Genomic DNA, 18,161 nt, shown 5'->3' on the forward strand with positions numbered 1-18,161 from the left:
TTCGACTGCTTCCATTGCTGGCGCCGTGTCGCGGAGGTGCGCGAAACGGCCCTCGATGCTTTCACGGACCTTCCCGGCCCGCACATCGAGGGTCGCACGCTCACATGTTTGTCTAGCGGATTACTCGCCGATGAAGGACATCACGTGCTTGATCCGGGTGTAGTCCTCGAACCCGTAGACGGAGAGGTCCTTGCCGTAGCCCGAGTGCTTGAAACCGCCGTGGGGCATCTCGGAGATGTAGGGGATGTGGGTGTTGATCCACACGACGCCGAAGTCGAGGCGCTTGCTGACCCGCAGCGCGGTGGCGTGGTCCGTGGTCCACACGCTCGACCCGAGGCCGTAGTCGACGTCGTTGGCACATCTGAGCGCCTCGGCCTCGTCGGCGAACCGCTGCACCGTGATCACCGGACCGAAGATCTCCTGCTGGATCTGCTCGTCGTCCTGACGCAGGCCGGCAAGGACCGTGGGCTGGTAGAAGTAGCCGTTCTCGCCGCCCTCCACCCGGGCCGGCGCTCCGCCGGCAGCGATGGTGGCGTGGTCGGGGAGCCGGTCGACCATGCCCGTGACGCGGGCGAGCTGGCCGGGGTTGTTGAGCGCGCCGACGTCGGTGTTGTCCGCGGGGAGGCCCACGGTGGTGCTGCGGGCCGCCTCGGCCAGGGCGGCGACGAACTCGTCGTGGATGCCGGCCTGCACCAGCACCCGCGTCGCCGCGGTGCAGTCCTGGCCGGCGTTGAAGTAGCCCGCTGCGGCGATGCCCGCGACCGCCTTCTCGATGTCGGCGTCGTCGAAGACGATCACCGGCGCCTTGCCGCCGAGCTCGAGGTGGACGCGCTTGACGTCGGCCGCCGCGGTCGCGGCGACCTCCATGCCGGCACGCACCGAGCCGGTGATGGCGACCATCTGGGGCGTCTTGTGCCGGATCAGCGCGCGGCCGGTGTCGCGGTCGCCGGTGACGACGTTGAGCACACCGGGCGGGAGGAACTCCTGCGCGAGCTCGGCCAGCAGCGTGGAGCTGGCCGGGGTGGTGTCGGAGGGTTTGAGCACGACCGTGTTGCCCGCGGCCAGCGCCGGAGCGATCTTCCACGACATCATCGCGAGCGGATAGTTCCACGGCGTGACCTGCCCGATCACGCCGATCGGCTCGCGGCGGATCCAGGAGGTGTGGTCCTGCAGGTACTCCCCTGCGCTCTTCCCCTCCAGTGTCCGCGCGGCGCCCGCGAAGAACCGGAAGTGGTCGATCGTCGGCGGCAGCTCCTCCTCCAGGGTGAGCTGGAACGGCTTGCCGGTGTCCTTGACCTCCACCGCGGTCAGCTCCTCGACCCGAGCCTCCATCGCGTCGGCGATCCGGAGCAGAGCCAGGCTGCGCTCCTGGGGCGTGGTCTCGCCCCACGTCTCGAAGGCCGCCGCTGCGGCGGCGTACGCCTGATCGACGTCGGCCTCGGTGGACATCGGGGCCTGGGCGTAGACCTCGCCGGTGGCGGGGTCGACGACGTCGTAGGTCGCGGCGTCGGCTGCCTCGCGCAGCTCGCCGCCGATCACGTTCCTGAAGGTCTGGTCGGCCATGGAGAAGAGACTAACTCCTTTCCGAAACAGAGATGTGACAACCGAATCCGAAGTGATAATGACGGTTTGCTACTGATTCGCTTGCGAAAGCGAGATGCATTGGGTGACCATTGAGCCATGACCGGGGACTACGAGCAGCTGCAGCGCAACGCCAAGGACCACCTCTGGATGCACTTCACACGGCATTCGAGCTATGCCGAGGCCGACGTGCCGATCATCGCCAAGGGCGAGGGCGCCTACATCTACGACATCGAGGGCAACCGCTACCTCGACGGGCTCGCCGGGCTGTTCGTCACCCAGGTCGGCCACGGGCGCGCTGAGCTCGCCGACGCGGGTGCCGAGCAGGCGAAGCAGCTGGCGTTCCACCCGTTGTGGTCCTATGCGCACGAGCCGGCGGTCGAGCTGGCCGCGCGCCTGGCCGCACTCGCACCCGGCGACCTGAACCGGGTCTTCTTCACCAACTCCGGCTCCGAGGCCGTCGAGACCGCGTGGAAGCTCGCCAAGAACTACTTCAAGCTGCGCGGAAAGCCCGGCAAGCACAAGGTGATCGGGCGCAACATCGCCTACCACGGCACGACGCACGGCGCGTTGTCGATCACCGGACTGGCCGACATCAAGGCACCGTTCGAGCCGCTCGTCCCCTCCACCTTCCGGGTGCCGAACACCAACATCTACCGGGCCTCGGAGATCACCGGCGGCCTTCTCGACGGCTCCGATCCGGAGGCGTTCGGCCGGTGGTGCGCCGACCAGATCGAGTTCGTGATCCAGGCCGAGGGCCCCGACACCGTCGCTGCGGTCTTCCTCGAGCCGGTGCAGAACTCCGGCGGCTGCTTCCCGCCTCCCCCGGGCTACTTCCAGCGGGTGCGTGAGATCTGCGATGCGTACGACGTCCTGCTGGTCTCCGACGAGGTCATCTGCGCCTACGGGCGGCTGGGCACCATGTTCGGGGCGGACCGGTTCGGCTATGTGCCCGACATCATCACCTCGGCGAAGGGGCTGACCTCGGGGTACGCCCCGCTGGGCGCAGCGATCATCTCCGACCGGCTGATGGAACCGTTCCTGACCGGGGACGACACGTTCTACCACGGCTACACGTTCGGCGGTCACCCCGTCTCCACCGCGGTGGCGCTGGCCAACCTCGACCTCTTCGAGGCCGAGGACCTGCTCGGCAACGTACGTCGCAACGAGGACGCGTTCCTGGCCACGCTCTCGAAGCTGAAGGACCTGCCGGTCGTCGGCGACGTACGCGGCACCGGCTACTTCTACGGGATCGAGCTGGTCAAGGACCGCGAGACCCGCGAGACGTTCACTGCAGAGGAGTGCGAGCGGATCCTCTACGGGTACGTCTCCAAGGCACTGTGGTCCGAGGGGCTCTACTGCCGCGCCGACGACCGTGGTGAGCCCGTGATCCAGCTCTCGCCGCCGCTCACCGTGGGCCAGGCGGAGTTCGACGAGATGGAGCAGATCCTGCGTCGGGTGCTGGAGAAGGCCTCGACGATGCTCTGACGCGGGTCAGAGCTGGCTCAGCTGTCCTGGATGGTCGGCCACGGCGACTGCTCCTCGAGGGCGAAGGCGAGCTCGAGGAGCGTCCGCTCGTCTCCGTACGCCGCCGAGAGCTGCACCCCGATCGGCAATCCCTCCTCGCTGAGCGCCATCGGCAGCGAGATCGCCGGGGCACCGGTGATGTTCTGCAGGGGCGTGAACGCGACGTGCCGACGGAGCTTGTCGACGAGCTCCTCGAACGGCACGTTCGGCGACAGGTGGCCCAGCGGCGGGGTGACGCCGGCGACGACCGGGCACAGGACCACGTCGTGCTGGTCGAAGACGGCAGCGTAGGCCGCCGCGGCCTTCCGCAGGCGGTGCAGCGCGGCCGGCGTGCGGCGCCAGCCGCCGGAGGTGAACTCGCGGCGCAGGCCGTCGGTGAGGCCGTCGAGGAGTCTGGTGTCGAGGGTCCGGTCGATGGTGAGCCGACCCAGGTTGCCGGCGAGGAAGGCGAGCAGGCCCCAGTAGCTGAGGAAGTCGTCGCCGAAGCGCGCGTCGACGGGGATCGGGACCGGCTCGACGCTGTGCCCCTGCTCCTCCAGCAGCGTCGCGGTCCGCTCGACGGCCGCCTTGGTCGGGGTGTCCACGACGGCGTCGGTCACCGACTCCATGATCATCGCGACCCGAAGCCTTCGTCGGGCCGGGCCTTCGACCAGGCCGAGGGGCGGCAGCGCCGGGTTGCGCCTGTGCCGCTCGAGGGCAGCGTGGAAGGTCGCGGTGTCGCGTACGGTCCGCGTCACCACCCCCTCGCTGACCATGTTGATCGGCAGCGTGCGGGCCATCTCCCCGTCGATGTGCCGGCCGCGGCTGGGCTTGAGCCCGACCAGTCCCGCGGCCGCGGCCGGGATCCGGATGGACCCGCCGCCGTCGTTGGCGTGCGCGATCGGCACGGCCCCGGCGGCCACCATGGCGGCCGCGCCACCCGACGACGCCCCGACAGAGTGCTGCGTGTTCCAGGGGTTGGGCGTCGGCGGTCCGGTGCGGAACTCCGTGGTCGCGTTGAGCCCGAACTCCGGCATCCGGCTCTTGCCCAGCACGGTCATCCCGGAGCTGAGGAACTGCGTGGTATAGCGCCCGTCGCGAGTGGCGGGACGCGCGCGGATCGCCTCCGAACCATGGTTGGTCGGCACGCCGAGCAGGTCGGTGTTGTCCTTGAGCAGGGTCGGGACACCGTGCAGCAGGCCGCGGTCGTCCGGTGCCCGGCGGGGCGAGTCGTAGGCCTCGTACGCCATCGCGTGCAGCTCCCGGCCGACCTGGCGCAACCTGGCGACCGCGGCCGCCTCGACCTCGTCCGCGGTCAGCTCGCCGGTCCGGACGAGTCGGGCGAGCTCGACGGCGTCGTGGTCGCCGAGGGCGTCGTCGGTGAAGGCGTGTACGCGGGCCGGTGCGGTCATGTCGGACAGCGTGCTGGATCGGGAGGCAAAAGTCTAGAAGATCTTCCAGACTTTGCGACGGCCCGCGTGAAACACTTCCGTCCATGAAGCGACGGCACGGGGACAGCGCCAGGCAGCGACGCGATGCCCTCGTGCGCGCCACCATCGAGGTGGCCGCCGAGAAGGGCATGGCCGGCGTCACGCATCGCGCCGTGACCGAGCGCGCCGGACTGCCGCTGGCCACCGTCGGCTACTTCTTCGACTCGATCACGGACCTGGCTGCCGAGGCACTGCGCACCGGTGTGGCCGAGGACGTCGCCCGGCTGCGTACGCTCGCCGACGAGCTCGCCTCGACGGACTCCGGCACCGATGCGATGGCCGAGGCGTTCGCGGCCGCGCTGATGTCACCGCCGGCCGACTCGCTCGCCTTCCTCGAGGGACTGCTCCACGCCGCCCGCGACCCGGAGTTCCGTCCCGTGGTGGCCGAGGTGCTCACCGCCGGCCGCGACGTCGCCGACCGCGCGGCGACAGTCGCCGGCGCGACCCGGACCGACCCGTCCTCCGTGCTCGCCCTCGTGCACGGCTATCTGCTGCACGCCCTCGCGGCCCCCGACCTGGTCGACACCGAGGCTCTTCTCCGCGGGCTCCGTGCGCTCGTCATCGGCACCCTGGTCGAGAGCGGCGAGGTCGACCTCGCCCTACGGCTCGCGGGACAGGAGTCAGCCGACGACGCGGACCTCGCGCCCTAGGACCGCGCCGTCCCGCAACGTCAGATGGTCGCCGGACCAGAACCGACCCGGGTCGTAGTAGTTGGTGGGACGCTCGTCGTCGAGCAGCCCCATCTCCTGGTAGGTCGCCGCGACCACCTCGGCACAGAACACCTGCTCGAGACCGGCCTTCGAACGGAACCGCCCTCGCGCCCAGCGGCTGGCCAACGCGGCGGTCGACGGGAAGGGCGTGCCGTCGAGGCGCGCGATCGTCCTCAGCAGAGCATCCTCGCGGCTGCGGTCGATGTCGGCAGTGAGCTGGCGCAGCCAGACCTGCTGCTCGTAGCGCCCCGCCCACTGCTCGACCGCGGCCCGCAGATCATGGAGCTGTACGCCACGGTGATGGGTGCCCGTGTAGAGGTCGAGCAGCCCCTTGCCCAGCTCGGCATGCCACATCATCGGCGGCAGATCGTCGAGCACGACCGCCATCCCGACATGGTTGACCGGCGCGTTGCTGAGCATCCGGATCGCACGGTCCGCGACCGAGCGGCCGCGGAACAGCCACAGATCACCGGTGCGGGTCTGGTCTACGGCGTCTTCGAGGGAGATAGTGGTGTCGTCAGACATCTCGAGCAGGGGGTCCTCATGGGTTTCGGCAGTGCACGCATCTGGAAGGTCGTCGGCCTCGCCGGCCTGGCCGGGGTCGCGGCGACCGGTGCCATCATCGCGCGCAACCACCGCCAGCGTACGCAGCGCACGCCGGAAGAGATCCACGCCAAGCTCCGTGAGCGGGTCGCTGCGGCTCACGAGGGCTCGGCTGCGTAAGGCGTCCGGTTCTTCGGGGTTGGGGTGGGCCGTCTTCTTCGGGTTGAGCTGGGCCGCCGACCCTTCTTTGAGGGTCCTCTCGATCTGGACCGGCGTCAAGGACGCCCTTCGGGCGCCGGCTTCGCCGGCCGCCTTCGGCGGTCCTGGACTCCGGACCAGATCGAGAAAAGATTTGGCTGGCTATCGGGGCGGCGGCCCGGGTGTGTCAACGAAAGGAGAGGTTGTTCGCTCACCGCGAAAGTCAGGGATGACCTGCGAAAACAGGTGACTTCCAGGAGTGTCTTCGCGTATAATATCGAGCATCAGCCGGGCACTCCTGGAAGGAACTGCGATGAGTCTCGGGCGCGACATCGACCACTGGGGAACCAACCCCGGTGACGCGATCGACGCCGCCCTGACCGTCATCGAGAACGCCGTCCAAGAGCTGTTGTCGACCGACCCGATCTACTGGCGCACCGGACAGAAGAAGAACCTGCTGGCGAGGTTGGAGAAACTCCAAGCCCAGCAGGCCGCCCTGAAGCTGCGGGTGCTGGCCACGTCCGGTGATATCGCTGAGGAGACCGGGGCGAAAGACCCCTCCGGGTGGATGCTGACCGAGTTGCTCGTCGATAAGACCGAAGCCCGCTCGCAAATCAGGTTGGCTGCCGGTGTCGCGAAGTACGAACTCGTCGCCGCCGGCCTCGCCGAAGGCGTGGTCTCACAGACCAAGGCCCATGTGATCACCAAAGCACTCGATGCCGTCGAGGCCGACCCTGTTGCGAGCGTCGAAGATCTGGTGCTGGCTGAGAAGCTGCTGGTGGAGTACGCCACCCAGCACACCGCGAACGTACTGAAGAGCATCGGGAAGCGAATCCTGGCCGAGGTCGACCCGGAACGCTTCGAGGCCGACGAGGCCAAGGCCCTGCAGCGGGAGGAGGAACGTGCCGCGCGGCGGACGTTCTTCTCTACGCGTGACAACGGCGACGGGACCATCGACATCCACGCCCGGGTCTCCTGCGCGGTCGGGCTCCGGTTGCGCACGATGGTCGACTCCCTGGCCCAACCTCGGAAGTGGTCGGCCCACGACAAGGGCCGCCACATCCCCTACGACCGGCTCCTCGGACAAGCGTTCACCCGGATCGTGGAGACCTACGACGTCGACCAGCTCCCCCGACACGGCGGGCACGCGACCACGATGTTCATCACGATGAGCATCGACGACCTCCGCGCTGATCTCGGCACCGCAGCGTTGGGGTTCGACGGAGACAAGATCACCGCAGCCGAGGCCCGCAAGATGGCGTGCAACGCAAACTTGGTCCCCGTCGTTCTCGGCACCGACTCCGAGATCCTCGACCTCGGCAGAACCGCACGCCTCGCCCACCCAGTCCAACACCGCGCACTACGACTCAGAGACAAGTGCTGCCAAGCAGAAGACTGCGACGCACCAGCCGCCTGGACCGAAGCCCACCACCTGAAACCCTGGGCCGAAGGCGGCAGAACAGACCTCGCGAACATGGTCCTGCTGTGCCCCAGGGATCACCGCCGGATCCACGACCCGAACTACGGGTATGAGCGCTTGCCGAATGGGCGGATCCGGTTCACCCGCCGCACCTGACCCGGTCCACCCAGTCCACCCGGGACCGCCCCCTGCAGCCTGCTGACCCTGCGACCTGCCCGGCTCAGCCGGAGCGGCACCTTGTGAAGGCGTTCACGACCTCGGACCCTCTGTTGTAGCCGACGCAGACGCGGTCCTGCCCAGGAGACTCCAACCCCAGATCCCAAGCCCGCACGCAACCAAGGAATCCGCGCCAAACCCCGCCGCCGACCCGATATACGGCCAGATCTCTCGGCGTCCACAACGGGTCGGCGGCCCAGCCCCAGCGACACGGCCAACACCGAGCTACCAAGTCCGCCTCAGGAGTCGAACCCCAACCCCAGCCGGTCCATCGTCCGCAGGAACAGATCCCTGCGGCCACCGTTGGCGTCAGCCTTGCCGAGCGAGCGGACCATCATCTGGATCCCGGCGTAGCGAGCCGGCTCGGGCGGGAACGGCAGCGGCTTGGAGCGGACCATCTCCAGCGACGTACGCTCCGTCTCCTCGCCGCTGAGGAGATCGAGCATCACCTGGGCCCCGAAGCGGGTGGCGCCGACGCCGAGGCCGGTGTAGCCGAGCGCGTAGGCGACGCGGCCGGAGTAGGCCTTGCCGAAGAAGGCCGAGAAGCGGGTGCAGGTGTCGATGACTCCGGCCCAGCGGTGGGTGAAGCGGAGCCCTTCCAGCTGCGGAAAGGTCTCGAAGAAGTGGCTTGCGAGGCGGTCGTGGGTCGCGCCGGTCTCCAGCTCCGGCGAGATCTTCGAGCCGAAGTGGTAGATCGCGTCGTAACCGCCCCACAGGATCCGGTTGTCCCTGGTCAGGCGGTAGTAGTGGAAGTGGTTGGCCGAGTCGCTGACACCCTGTCGGTTCGCCCAGCCGATGGCAGACATCTGCGCGGCGGAGAGTGGCTCGGTCATGAGTACGTAGTCGTAGACCGGCACCGTCATCATCCGCAGCCGACGCAGCAACGGCCGGAAGGCGTTGGTGGCCAGCGCGACCCGGCCCGCCCGAACCGAGCCCGTGAGAGTCGACACCCGCATCCCGGCTCCGTCACGGTCGAGACCGGTGGCCGCAGACCCCTCGTGGATCACCACACCCGCGTCCAGGCAGGCCTGGCGCAGCCCCCAGGCGAGCCTCGCCGGCTCGACCGTGGCCGTGTCACCGAGCACCTCCAGGCCGCCGAGATAAGTCGGCGAGCTGAGCTCGCCACGCACGCCCGTCTCGTCCAGCAGCCGGTGCTTGATGCCGTGCTCGGTCAGGGCGGCCGAGCACTCGGCGAGATCGTCGACCTCGTGCGGACGAGTGGCGACGTTCAACGCCCCGGTGAGGCGCCAGTCGCAGTCGATGCCGTGCTCTTCGATCGTCGCGGCCATCTCGTCGAGGTTCTGCTGGCCGAGCCGGTCGAGGGACGCGAGCTCATCGGGCCAGCGCTCCAGGCCGTTCCAGAATCCGTGCGTCAGGGACGCCTCGGCGAAGCCGCCGTTACGGCCCGACGCCTGGTCGCCGCACTGCCCGGCCTCGAGGACCAGGACAGACCACGACGGGAACCGGGATCGCGCGAGCAACGCGGTCCACAGTCCCGAGTAGCCGCCGCCGACGACCACCAGATCGGCCTCCGCCACCCCGACCAACGGGGGTAGCGGCGCAGGCTTCGCCGGGTCGTCGAGCCAATAGACGGCTGGTGCGGCATCGGACAGCGAAACGTGGCTCACGTCGCCCACTATGGCAAGTCTGAGGGTCTCCAGCCACCCTTTGGATACGGAATCATGGAAATAGTTCGTTACACACGACGGATTTCGTTGAAACAGGCCACCGATGCGGGGTTGACTTGCTCCATGACTCGCAAGCACAACGGTGGCGCTCACCTCGATGAGGTCAACAAGCTGATCATCGAGCAGCTCCAGCAGGACGGCCGACGCAGCTATGCCGCGATCGGCAAGGAGGTCGGCCTGAGCGAGGCCGCGGTGCGACAGCGCGTGCAGCGACTCGTCGACAGCGGCGTCATGCAGGTCGTCGCGGTCACCGACCCGCTCGAGCTCGGCTTCGCCCGGCAGGCGATGATCGGCGTACGCACCTCCGGGCCGGTCGAGTGGATCGCCGACGAGCTCGGCAAGCTCGACGAGGTCGACTACATCGTCATCACCGCCGGCTCCTACGACCTGCTCGTGGAGGTCGTCGCCGAGAGCGACGAGGCCCTCCTCAATCTGGTCTCCAGCAAGATCCGCGCCATCGAGGGCGTGGTGAGCACCGAGACGTTCATGTACCTCCATCTGCACAAGCAGACCTACGCCTGGGGCGTGAGGTGAACAACTTTTCCGGCATCAGCCTGTGGCACGAGACCGCGGGCGACGCCTGGGAACCGCGTCCGGCGCTGATGGGCGACCTCGAGGTCGATGTCGCAATCGTCGGCGCCGGCTACACCGGCCTGTGGACGGCCTACTATCTGGCCGAGGCCAGGCCCGACCTGAAGATCGCGATCCTCGAGGCCGAGGTCGCCGGCTTCGGCGCCTCCGGCCGCAACGGCGGATGGTGCTCCGCCCTCTTCCCCGCCTCGCTCGACAAGGTGGCCGCGGGCTCGAGCCGGGAGGACGCGCTCGCCCAGGACCGGGCCATGCGGGAGACCGTCGACGAGGTGATCCGGGTCGCCGCGGCCGAGGGCATCGAGGCCGACATCGCCAAGGGCGGCACCGTCGTCGTCGCTCGCACGCCCGCACAGCTCGAGCGCGCCCGGCACGAGGTCGAGCACGCCCGTTCCTGGGGCCTCGGCGACGCCGAGATCTCCCTGCTCGACCGGGCCGCGGCCGAGAGGCGGCTGGCCGCGACCGGCACCCTGGGCGCGACCTTCACCCCCGACTGTGCCGCCCTCCATCCCGCCAAGCTCGTCCGCGGCCTGGCCCGCGCGGTCGAGGCCCGTGGGGTCACCATCTACGAGCAGACCCCGGCGATCACCGTCGAGCCGCACCTGGTGAGAACGAAGCGAGACGTGGTCAGCGCCGACGTCGTCGTACGCGCCACCGAGGGCTACACCCCGACGCTGGCTGGTCTCGAGCGTGAGGTCATCCCGGTGCGCTCCCTGATCATCGCCACCGAGCCGCTCTCCGACCTGGTCTGGTCGAGCATCGGCCTGGAGGAGCGCGAGACCTTCTCGGACGGCCGCCACCTGCTGATCTACGGGCAGCGCACCGCGGACGACCGCCTGGTCTTCGGCGGCCGGGGCGCTCCGTACTCCTTCGGATCGAAGATCACCCACGCCGACGTCTCCGACCTGCGCACCCACCGCCGCCTGTGGTCGACCCTGATCGAGATGTTCCCAGCGGTCCGCGGGCACCGGGTCACCCATCGCTGGGGCGGCGTGCTCGGCATCCCGCGCGACTGGCACGCCTCGGTCGGCCACGACCCGGCCACCGGGCTCGCGCACGCCGGCGGTTACGTCGGGGACGGCGTGGCGACGACCAACCTCGCCGGACGTACGCTGCGGGACCTGATCCTCGGTATCGATTCCGACCTCACCGCGCTCCCCTGGGTCGGGCACGTCTCACCACGCTGGGAGCCCGAGCCGCTGCGCTGGCTCGGCGTCAACGCCGGGCTGCGTGCGATGACCGTGGCCGACGCGGAGGAGAGTGCCACCGGCAAGGGATCGCTGATCGCCCGGGCCGTCGCGCCGCTCGTCGGCGGTCACTGAGGGAACCATGTCCCTCTCCCCTCCCGCCCGGAAAGCGCTCGTCGCTGCTGGTTCGCTGGCCTGTGTCGCGGCGCTGCTCGTCGGGGTCGGGCATTGGCGTGCCTCCGACCTGATGACCGGCGACGTCGCGTGGCACACGGCGGTCGACGGTAACGAGGGCGAGGCGATCGTCGTACGCGACCGGATCTACACCTACGACGACGACCGGCTCACGATCCGTGACCTGAGGACCGGGAAGGTTCTCGCCGAGGAACGCCAGGAGGGGCACCGTGCCTATGTCGGCGACGGCGGTCACGTGGCGACCGTCGGCCTCCGGCAGATCGCGATGACCGATCGCAACGGCACGCTGGTCTGGCAGGAGGCTGTCGACGACCTCTACGACCCGATCGCCATCAGTCTCGACGGCGAGCTCGACGCCATCGACTGCTCCGACGACGGCTGCGTCACCGTTCACCTCGACGCCACTGGACGCGAGACCTCTCGCACCCCGCGGCTCTCGCCGGACCATGCGACTCCTGCCACGATCGGCTACGCCACCTTCGACGACACTCGTATGCAGCGGGTCCCGACGATCCCGACAGACATCGACCAGCGGACACACTCGATCCAGCAGCTTCGCGACGGAAAGCCCCTGGGCGCGCCGATCGGGCTCCTCGACGACCACACCGCCGCCCAGGTCGGCGACCTCCTCGTGGGTCTCTCGCGCGAGAACGACACCTGCACCTTCACCGCCACCCGAGCCGGCGTGCCGGCTTGGACGACCACGACGCCGTGCCCGGACCTCGGATTCCCCGAGGTCGAGGTGTTCGCCGACCGCATCTACGTCACCAACCCCACCGACACGGCCTACGACATCGTCACCTCAGATCTCGACGGCAGGCGAGCCAGCAGCTTCCGGATCGACGTCGGACCCACCGCGGAGTCCGACAGGAGGCAGCTGTCGGCGACTCCGGAGGCCGTCGTGCTCGTCTCGACCGATCGGGTCTCGGGCTACTCCCCCACGACCGGCAAGCGACGGTGGACCGAGAAGCTTCGGCGTACCTCGCATGACGTGCTGGAGAAGTCGACGAAGATCTATCCCGGCATCGACGTCACCGGGCCGGTCGTCGACCGCTACGGCAACGCCGCGCAACCGTTCACGAACCTCGCGTTCGGACGGGAGGTGCCGAGCTGGACGCACACCTTCCTCGACGCCGGGTCCGGCGAGGAGTCGGCACGGCTGGCCGCACCGTACGGATCGGTCGCCCATGGGCTCGAGGACGGCAGCGTCCTGGTCGTCGGGAGCGACGACATGTGGCTCGTCTCTCCGTAGTTCACGAAATAACGAGTTGCGTACGCCGGTCGCCGTCCCTCACCATGGACCGCGACCGGCGTTTCTCGTCCTTGAGGCGCCCCTGATCGAGAGGAGCAGACCATGACTGTCGTTGTCCTGTGCCTGCCCACAGACCACATCTCTCGCATCAGGAGCACCCGAAGTGACTCAGGAGAATCTCTCCGCTGATTCCGCCGTATCCGACTCTCTGGCAGGAATCGACCCCAATTTCATCTTCGACTTCCAGGCCTACGACGACGACCTGGACGACGGACAACGCTGGTCCACCTGGCTCTCGGTAGAGCCACTCTCCCGTGGACCGGAGCCGCGCCCGGACTGGGTGGTGACCTCTCAGGGCGCCATCGACACCGAGCTCGGCGTCCTCAAGACCGGCAAGGAGGCCGACGCCTTCTTGATCGTACGTGCCGACCCGCTGTTCCCGGAGCAGGAGGCGCTGATGGTCGCCAAGCGCTACCGCGACAGCGACCACCGCACCTTCCACCGCGCCGCGAGCTACACCGAGGGCCGTTCGGTCAAGCGCTCTCGTGACGAGCGCGCACTGAAGAAGAACTCGACCTTCGGCCGCGAGGTCGCCAAGGCCGAGTGGGCCAACGCCGAGTGGAACGCGCTCGTACGCTGCTGGAACCTCGGCCTCCCAGTCCCCTACCCCGTGCAGATCGACGGGACCGAGATCCTGATGGAGTGGATCGCGGTGGACGACGGCAACGGCGAGCTCGAGACGGCACCCCGTCTCGCACAGACCCGACCGGAGCGCCATGTCCTCGAGATGTGGTGGGACGGGCTGGTCGACTCCCTGGCGACGATGGTGCAGGCGGGGATGGTCCACGGCGACCTCTCCCCCTACAACATCCTTGCCCAGCAGGACCGGCTCGTGATCATCGACCTCCCCCAGATCATCGACCTGGTCGGCAACCCGCTGGGCTTCGACTTCCTGCTCCGTGACATCGCCAACGTCGCGAAGTGGTTCCAGGCCAGGGGCCTGGAGGTCGACGAGCAGGAGGTCTACGCCGACCTGATGGCGCACGCCTTCTGAACCCCGCTCGCGCGCTGCCGGGGGTGCGCTATGGCGCACTCCTGGCAGCACCGCGCGACGGTTCAGCGACGGAGCAGACCTTGGGCGCTCCCTCGAAGTCGAGATCACCCATGATCAGGTCGCCGAGGAACTGCGTCTGCATCGTGACGCCCGATGGGTGCTCGAGGTCGGCAGAGTCGAAGTCACGGTTGGCTTCGGACACCATGTCGTTCAGGTTCTCCCGCTTGCTGATCCGCCAACCTCGGTCGACCAGGTAGTCGAGGATCTCGACATATCCGGCAGCTGCCGGCGTGCTCACTTCACCGAAGGCAACCTCCTCGGTCGCCTCCCACGCGAACCAGGCACCAGCCTGAACCAGCTGGTTGTCCGACTCGTCGATGCCACAACCGTCCACCGCGACATCCTCCGGCCAGCGGAGCCCGTCAGGCGTCGGGATGGAGTTGACCTGCTCGAGGTGGGGTTCGAGCTTGTCACGCCAGATCTCGAGTGCCTTCTGGTCCGTGACGACCGCGCGCTCCGCTCGTCTGCTCTCGTCCACGCTCGTCCGGATGACAAGCCCGGCAAGCAGCAGGAGGGTGCAGAAGATCGCGACGCCGACCATCACTTCCACGAGTACGCTGCGCGCCGCCACCGCGCGAAGAAGGCGCATCTAACGGGCCAAGCCGCGCATCAGCGTGGCGACGACGTCTTCCACCATCCCGTGCGACTGCTCGGGCGTCACGAACCCTGAGCCGACGAAGGTGGCCAGTCCCTGCAGCGCCGCGAGGACGGTGATCCCGATGACCTCGGGGTCGCCGTCGACGACCTCCCCGCGGGCCTGGGCGTCGGTGAGCAGGGCGGTGGGGTGGGCGAAGGCGGCGGCGACGGCCTCGGCGATCTCGGCGCCGGCGGTCTCGCTGTGCTTGCGCGCGAACATCACCGAGAGCAGCGCCGGGTTGTCGGTGGCGAAGTCGAGGTAGGCCGCGGCGAAGGCGACCAGGTCATCGGTCAGCGAGCCGCGAGTGGCCAACGCGGCGTCCATCACCTCGCCCAGCCGCCGGAACCCGGCGACCGCGAGCGCGTCGAAGAGCGCGTTCTTGTCGCGGAAGTGGGCGCTCGGCGCGGCATGGCTCACGCCCAGGTCGCGGGCGATGCCGCGCAGCGAGAGCGCGTCGGTGCCCGACTCGCGCAGCACCTCTTCGGCACGGCGCAGCACCGCGGCGCGCAGGTCGCCGTGGTGGTATCGGCTCATCGTCTCGGTCATCAGGCACACCTTATCGAGAATTCACCGATATAGTCATTGTCAAGATTCTTGTCATCGCCTAGATTTGACGCATGACCGAACAGAAGTGGACATCCCAGCGGCTGCCGTCCTTCGAGGGCCGCACCGTGATCGTCACCGGCGCAACCAGCGGCCTGGGCCGCATCGTCGCCACCGAGCTGGGCGCGAAGGGGGCCCGCGTCGTCCTGGCCGTGCGCAACGTCGCCGCCGGCGAGGAGGTGGCCGCCACGATCAGCGGTGGTGCCGAGGTGCGGGCACTCGACCTGGCCGACCTCAGCTCGGTGCGGAGCTTCGCCGCTGCCTGGGAGGGCGGGATCGACGTACTCATCAACAACGCCGGGATCATGATGGTGCCCAAGCGCCTCACGATCGACGGCTACGAGAGCCAGTTCGCCACCAACCACCTGGGGCACTTCGCGCTCACCAACCTGCTGCTCCCCCACATCACCGACCGCGTCGTGACGGTCGCCTCCTCGGCCCACCGCTGGGGCGGCTTCGACCTCGATGACCTCAACTGGGAGCGGCGCGCCTACCAGCCGGAGAAGGCCTACGGACAGTCGAAGATCTCCAACCTGCTCTTCACCCTCGAGCTCCAGAGGCGCCTCGAGGGCACCGGGCTGAAGGCGTACGCCGCGCACCCGGGCTATGCCGCGACCAACCTGCAGGGCCACACCGGCAACGCCCTCAAGCACGCCCTCATGGCGGTCGGCAACCGGGTCGTCGCACAGTCGGCGGAGGCGGGTGCCCTCCCGACCCTGTACGCAGCCAGCCAGGACCTTCCCCCGGCCAGCTACGTCGGACCGGACGGGCTCGGCGAGTACCGCGGCAGCCCGACGCTCGTCGGCAGGACCGCGGTGGCCTCCGACCCCGACCTCGCGCGCAAGCTGTGGACCGAGTCCGAGGCCCTGACCGGAGTCTCCTGGCCACTGTGAGTCGGTAGGTTTCTCGGTATGAAGCATCACCGGGGACGGCATGTCGACATCGAGTCGGTGGAGGAGCTCGACGGGCACCTGGCTGCCGGGGCGGAGAGCCTCCGAGGGTGGCGGCTGCGGTCGCTGGATCTGAGCTCCCGTTCCACCACCCTGCGGGAGACCGAGCTCGCCGGGGCGACGTTCCTCGGGTGCACCTTCGCACCCGGCGACGGCGACTACGCCGAGGACGAGGGCGCGCTGGTGATGCCGGTGATCCCGGAGGCGCCGGTCGACGTCTACCGCTCCCGGCTCTACACCGCCGGGGAGCTCTACGACGACCCGGTCTATGCGCGGAGCCTGGACGCACGGGCGTACGCCTGGCTGCAGCAGCCGCTCGACGCCGACGACGAGCTCGCGATCACTCTTCACGACCACGCGATCGACTCCGCTCTCGAGGCGTGGGTGCGGGCACGACGCGAGGAGGGCACCCGGATCGTCGGGGTGATGGGCGGGCACAAGCTGCGCCGGGGCGAGGACGACTACGCCGACGCTGCCCGCCTGGGCCAGCATCTGGCGAGCCACCACGTCGTCGCCACGGGCGGCGGACCGGGAGCGATGGAGGCCGCCAACCTGGGCGCGTTCCTGGCCGGAGCGTCGAAGTCGACGCTCGACGACGCGCTCGCGTCGCTGGCCACGGTGCCCACATTTCGGCCCTCCATCCGGGCGTGGGCGCAGGTGGCCCTCGACGTACGCGACCAGGTCGAGGGCAGGCCCGGAAGATCACTGGGGATCCCGACCTGGCACTACGGGCACGAACCGCCCAACGTGTTCGCCGGGGCGATCGCGAAATACTTCCGCAACGCCACCCGCGAGGCGGTCCTGCTGGAGGTCTGTGACGGCGGGATCGTCTACCTGCCCGGAGCCGGCGGCACCGTGCAGGAGGTCTTCCAGGACGCCTGCGAGAACTACTACGCCGACTCCAGCGCGATCGCGCCGATGGTGCTGGTCGGCCGGCGCTACTGGACCGAGACCCTGCCGGTCTGGCCGCTGCTACAGGCGCTCGCACGCGGCCGGGCGATGGAGCCGCACATCCACCTCGTCGACACCGCCGAGGAGGTAGTCGACGTCATCGGGACCGGCGTGCCCCGATGACGTCGCGGTAGTGGTCGACCAGGGCCGCGTTCACCGCGCCCCAGGACTTGTGCGCGACGCTCTTGCGGGCCTCGCGACCCATCCGCAGCCGTAGCTGCGGGTCGTTGTGGAGCAGCGCGACGTGGGAGCCGAGGTCGTCGCGGCTTCCCGGCTCGTAGAAGAACCCGGTGACGCCGTCGGCGACCAGGTCCAGGGGCCCGCCGGAACGTGGCGCGACCACCGGGATCCCGGAGGCGAGCGCTTCCTGGACCGCCTGACAGAAGGTCTCGTGGGAGCCGGTGTGCACGAAGATGTCGAGCGAGGCGTACGCAGCCCCCAGCTCCTCCCCCTGCAGCACACCCATGAAGGTCGCGTTCGGGAGCAACGAGCGCAGCTCGCGCTCCTGCGGCCCGCCGCCGGCGAGCACGACCTTGTACGCCGGGTTGCGGGCGAGCGCGGCGAGCAGATGCAGCTCCTTCTCCTGGGCCAGGCGACCGACGTACCCCACGATGGTCTCCCCGTTCGGCGCGAGCTGGGCGCGGAGGTCATGGTCGACACGGCTCGGGTGGAACAGCTCGACATCCACGCCGCGCGGCCACAACCCGGTGCGCTGGACACCGAGGCCCTCGAGCTGGGTGAGCGCCGAGGAGCTCGGCGCCAGGGTGCGGTCGGCGGCCGAGTGGGCCTGGCGGGTGAGCATCGCGGCGGCCTGCGGGCCACCGACCGCCTTGTACTTGTCCCAGAAGCCCACCAGGTCGGTCTGGTAGATCGCGACGCTGGGGATGCCGAGCTCCTTGGCGACCAGCACCGCCTGCCGACCGAGCAGCGCCGGCGAGGCCACGTGGACGACGTCGGGGCTGAACCGGCGCATCACGGCACGCAGCTTGCGCCGCGTCTCGATACCGACGCGGAAGTCCTTGTAGACCCAGAACGTCGCTCCCCGGGTCCGGGTCACCGGGAACCCGGCGTACTCGGCGGGCCCGGTGGGAGCCACGACCTCGACCGTATGGCCGTCGACCGCTAGATGCTCCAGCACGCGGCGTACAGAGTTCGTCACGCCGTTGACCTGGGGCAGGAACGACTCCGTGACGATGAGGACACGGAGCGGCTCTGAGTTGGCGGCGACCAGCGGGACCCGATCGAGGCTGATGCTCATGTTTCTGATCGTGAGCGCCCTCTGGCAACGTGAACCCCGACTTGGTTGACAGGTCGGTGAACCTCCCGTGGCCA

Annotated in this window: 17 protein-coding genes; 10 read left to right on the forward strand and 7 right to left on the reverse strand. The window is 69.0% G+C overall.

Annotation, left to right across the window (positions count from 1 at the left end; all coding sequences use genetic code 11):
- Positions 1-120: 120 nt before the first annotated feature.
- Positions 121-1,563: a gamma-aminobutyraldehyde dehydrogenase gene (locus WBG06_RS20900; RefSeq protein ID WP_336738901.1), complete on the reverse strand. Its 1,443-nt coding sequence runs from the start codon at positions 1,561-1,563 to the stop codon at positions 121-123.
- A gap of 117 nt (positions 1,564-1,680) precedes the next feature.
- Between WBG06_RS20900 and WBG06_RS20905 the strand changes: the two genes are divergently transcribed.
- The gene (locus WBG06_RS20905) at positions 1,681-3,069 is read left to right on the forward strand and encodes an aspartate aminotransferase family protein (protein WP_336738903.1); all 1,389 of its coding nucleotides are present in this window, start codon (positions 1,681-1,683) and stop codon (positions 3,067-3,069) included.
- 17 nt (positions 3,070-3,086) lie between these two features.
- Here WBG06_RS20905 and WBG06_RS20910 read toward each other — a convergent pair whose 3' ends face one another.
- Complete coding sequence (locus WBG06_RS20910; RefSeq protein ID WP_336738905.1) at positions 3,087-4,499, reverse strand: amidase; 1,413 nt, start codon at positions 4,497-4,499, stop codon at positions 3,087-3,089.
- Between the two features lie 83 nt (positions 4,500-4,582).
- Here WBG06_RS20910 and WBG06_RS20915 point away from each other — a divergent pair, with 83 nt between their 5' ends.
- Positions 4,583-5,227, forward strand: coding sequence for a TetR/AcrR family transcriptional regulator (locus WBG06_RS20915; RefSeq protein ID WP_336738907.1), 645 nt, complete (start codon positions 4,583-4,585; stop codon positions 5,225-5,227).
- Here the strand turns inward: WBG06_RS20915 and WBG06_RS20920 are convergent.
- Positions 5,198-5,812: a hypothetical protein gene (locus WBG06_RS20920; protein ID WP_336738908.1), complete on the reverse strand. Its 615-nt coding sequence runs from the start codon at positions 5,810-5,812 to the stop codon at positions 5,198-5,200. The two genes, WBG06_RS20915 and WBG06_RS20920, sit on opposite strands and share 30 nt — an antisense overlap.
- 18 nt (positions 5,813-5,830) lie before the next feature.
- Here WBG06_RS20920 and WBG06_RS20925 point away from each other — a divergent pair, with 18 nt between their 5' ends.
- Positions 5,831-6,010, forward strand: a complete 180-nt coding sequence (locus tag WBG06_RS20925; protein WP_336738910.1) for a hypothetical protein — start codon at positions 5,831-5,833, stop codon at positions 6,008-6,010.
- Between the two features lie 331 nt (positions 6,011-6,341).
- Positions 6,342-7,604, forward strand: coding sequence for an HNH endonuclease signature motif containing protein (locus tag WBG06_RS20930; RefSeq protein ID WP_336738911.1), 1,263 nt, complete (start codon positions 6,342-6,344; stop codon positions 7,602-7,604).
- A 299-nt stretch (positions 7,605-7,903) separates the two neighbouring features.
- Here WBG06_RS20930 and WBG06_RS20935 read toward each other — a convergent pair whose 3' ends face one another.
- On the reverse strand, positions 7,904-9,292 hold the full coding sequence (locus WBG06_RS20935) for an NAD(P)/FAD-dependent oxidoreductase (protein WP_336738912.1): 1,389 nt from the start codon (positions 9,290-9,292) through the stop codon (positions 7,904-7,906).
- Positions 9,293-9,415: 123 nt separating this feature from the next.
- On the opposite strand from WBG06_RS20935, the gene WBG06_RS20940 reads away from it, so the two are divergent.
- The 4 genes from WBG06_RS20940 (at position 9,416) to WBG06_RS20955 (ending at position 13,628) form a co-directional block, all read left to right on the forward strand.
- Positions 9,416-9,886, forward strand: coding sequence for an Lrp/AsnC family transcriptional regulator (locus tag WBG06_RS20940; RefSeq protein ID WP_336738914.1), 471 nt, complete (start codon positions 9,416-9,418; stop codon positions 9,884-9,886).
- Complete coding sequence (locus WBG06_RS20945; protein ID WP_336738916.1) at positions 9,883-11,262, forward strand: NAD(P)/FAD-dependent oxidoreductase; 1,380 nt, start codon at positions 9,883-9,885, stop codon at positions 11,260-11,262. The genes WBG06_RS20940 and WBG06_RS20945 overlap by 4 nt, the downstream gene beginning before the upstream one ends.
- A 7-nt stretch (positions 11,263-11,269) precedes the next feature.
- Entirely contained in the window at positions 11,270-12,574 is a 1,305-nt protein-coding gene (locus WBG06_RS20950; RefSeq protein ID WP_336738917.1) for a hypothetical protein, read from the forward strand.
- Positions 12,575-12,737: 163 nt separating this feature from the next.
- Positions 12,738-13,628, forward strand: coding sequence for a serine protein kinase RIO (locus WBG06_RS20955; protein ID WP_336738919.1), 891 nt, complete (start codon positions 12,738-12,740; stop codon positions 13,626-13,628).
- A 28-nt stretch (positions 13,629-13,656) separates the two neighbouring features.
- On the opposite strand, the gene WBG06_RS20960 is transcribed toward WBG06_RS20955, so the two are convergent.
- Positions 13,657-14,277 (reverse strand): PulJ/GspJ family protein, encoded by a 621-nt coding sequence (locus WBG06_RS20960; protein ID WP_336738921.1) that lies wholly within the window; start codon positions 14,275-14,277, stop codon positions 13,657-13,659.
- Positions 14,278-14,871 (reverse strand): TetR/AcrR family transcriptional regulator, encoded by a 594-nt coding sequence (locus WBG06_RS20965; RefSeq protein ID WP_336738922.1) that lies wholly within the window; start codon positions 14,869-14,871, stop codon positions 14,278-14,280.
- Positions 14,872-14,942: 71 nt separating this feature from the next.
- Between WBG06_RS20965 and WBG06_RS20970 the strand changes: the two genes are divergently transcribed.
- A complete protein-coding gene (locus WBG06_RS20970; protein WP_336738923.1) occupies positions 14,943-15,821 on the forward strand; it encodes an oxidoreductase in 879 nt (292 codons plus the stop codon).
- An 18-nt stretch (positions 15,822-15,839) separates the two neighbouring features.
- Positions 15,840-16,952, forward strand: coding sequence for an LOG family protein (locus tag WBG06_RS20975; protein WP_336738925.1), 1,113 nt, complete (start codon positions 15,840-15,842; stop codon positions 16,950-16,952).
- Here the strand turns inward: WBG06_RS20975 and WBG06_RS20980 are convergent.
- Positions 16,927-18,087 carry a glycosyltransferase family 4 protein gene (locus tag WBG06_RS20980; RefSeq protein WP_336738926.1) on the reverse strand — a complete coding sequence of 387 codons (1,161 nt, stop codon included), beginning with the start codon at positions 18,085-18,087 and terminating at the stop codon, positions 16,927-16,929. The genes WBG06_RS20975 and WBG06_RS20980 overlap by 26 nt on opposite strands.
- Positions 18,088-18,161: the final 74 nt, after the last annotated feature.

This window comes from Nocardioides sp. CCNWLW239, assembly GCF_037137035.1.
Taxonomy (GTDB): Bacteria; Actinomycetota; Actinomycetes; order Propionibacteriales; family Nocardioidaceae; genus Nocardioides.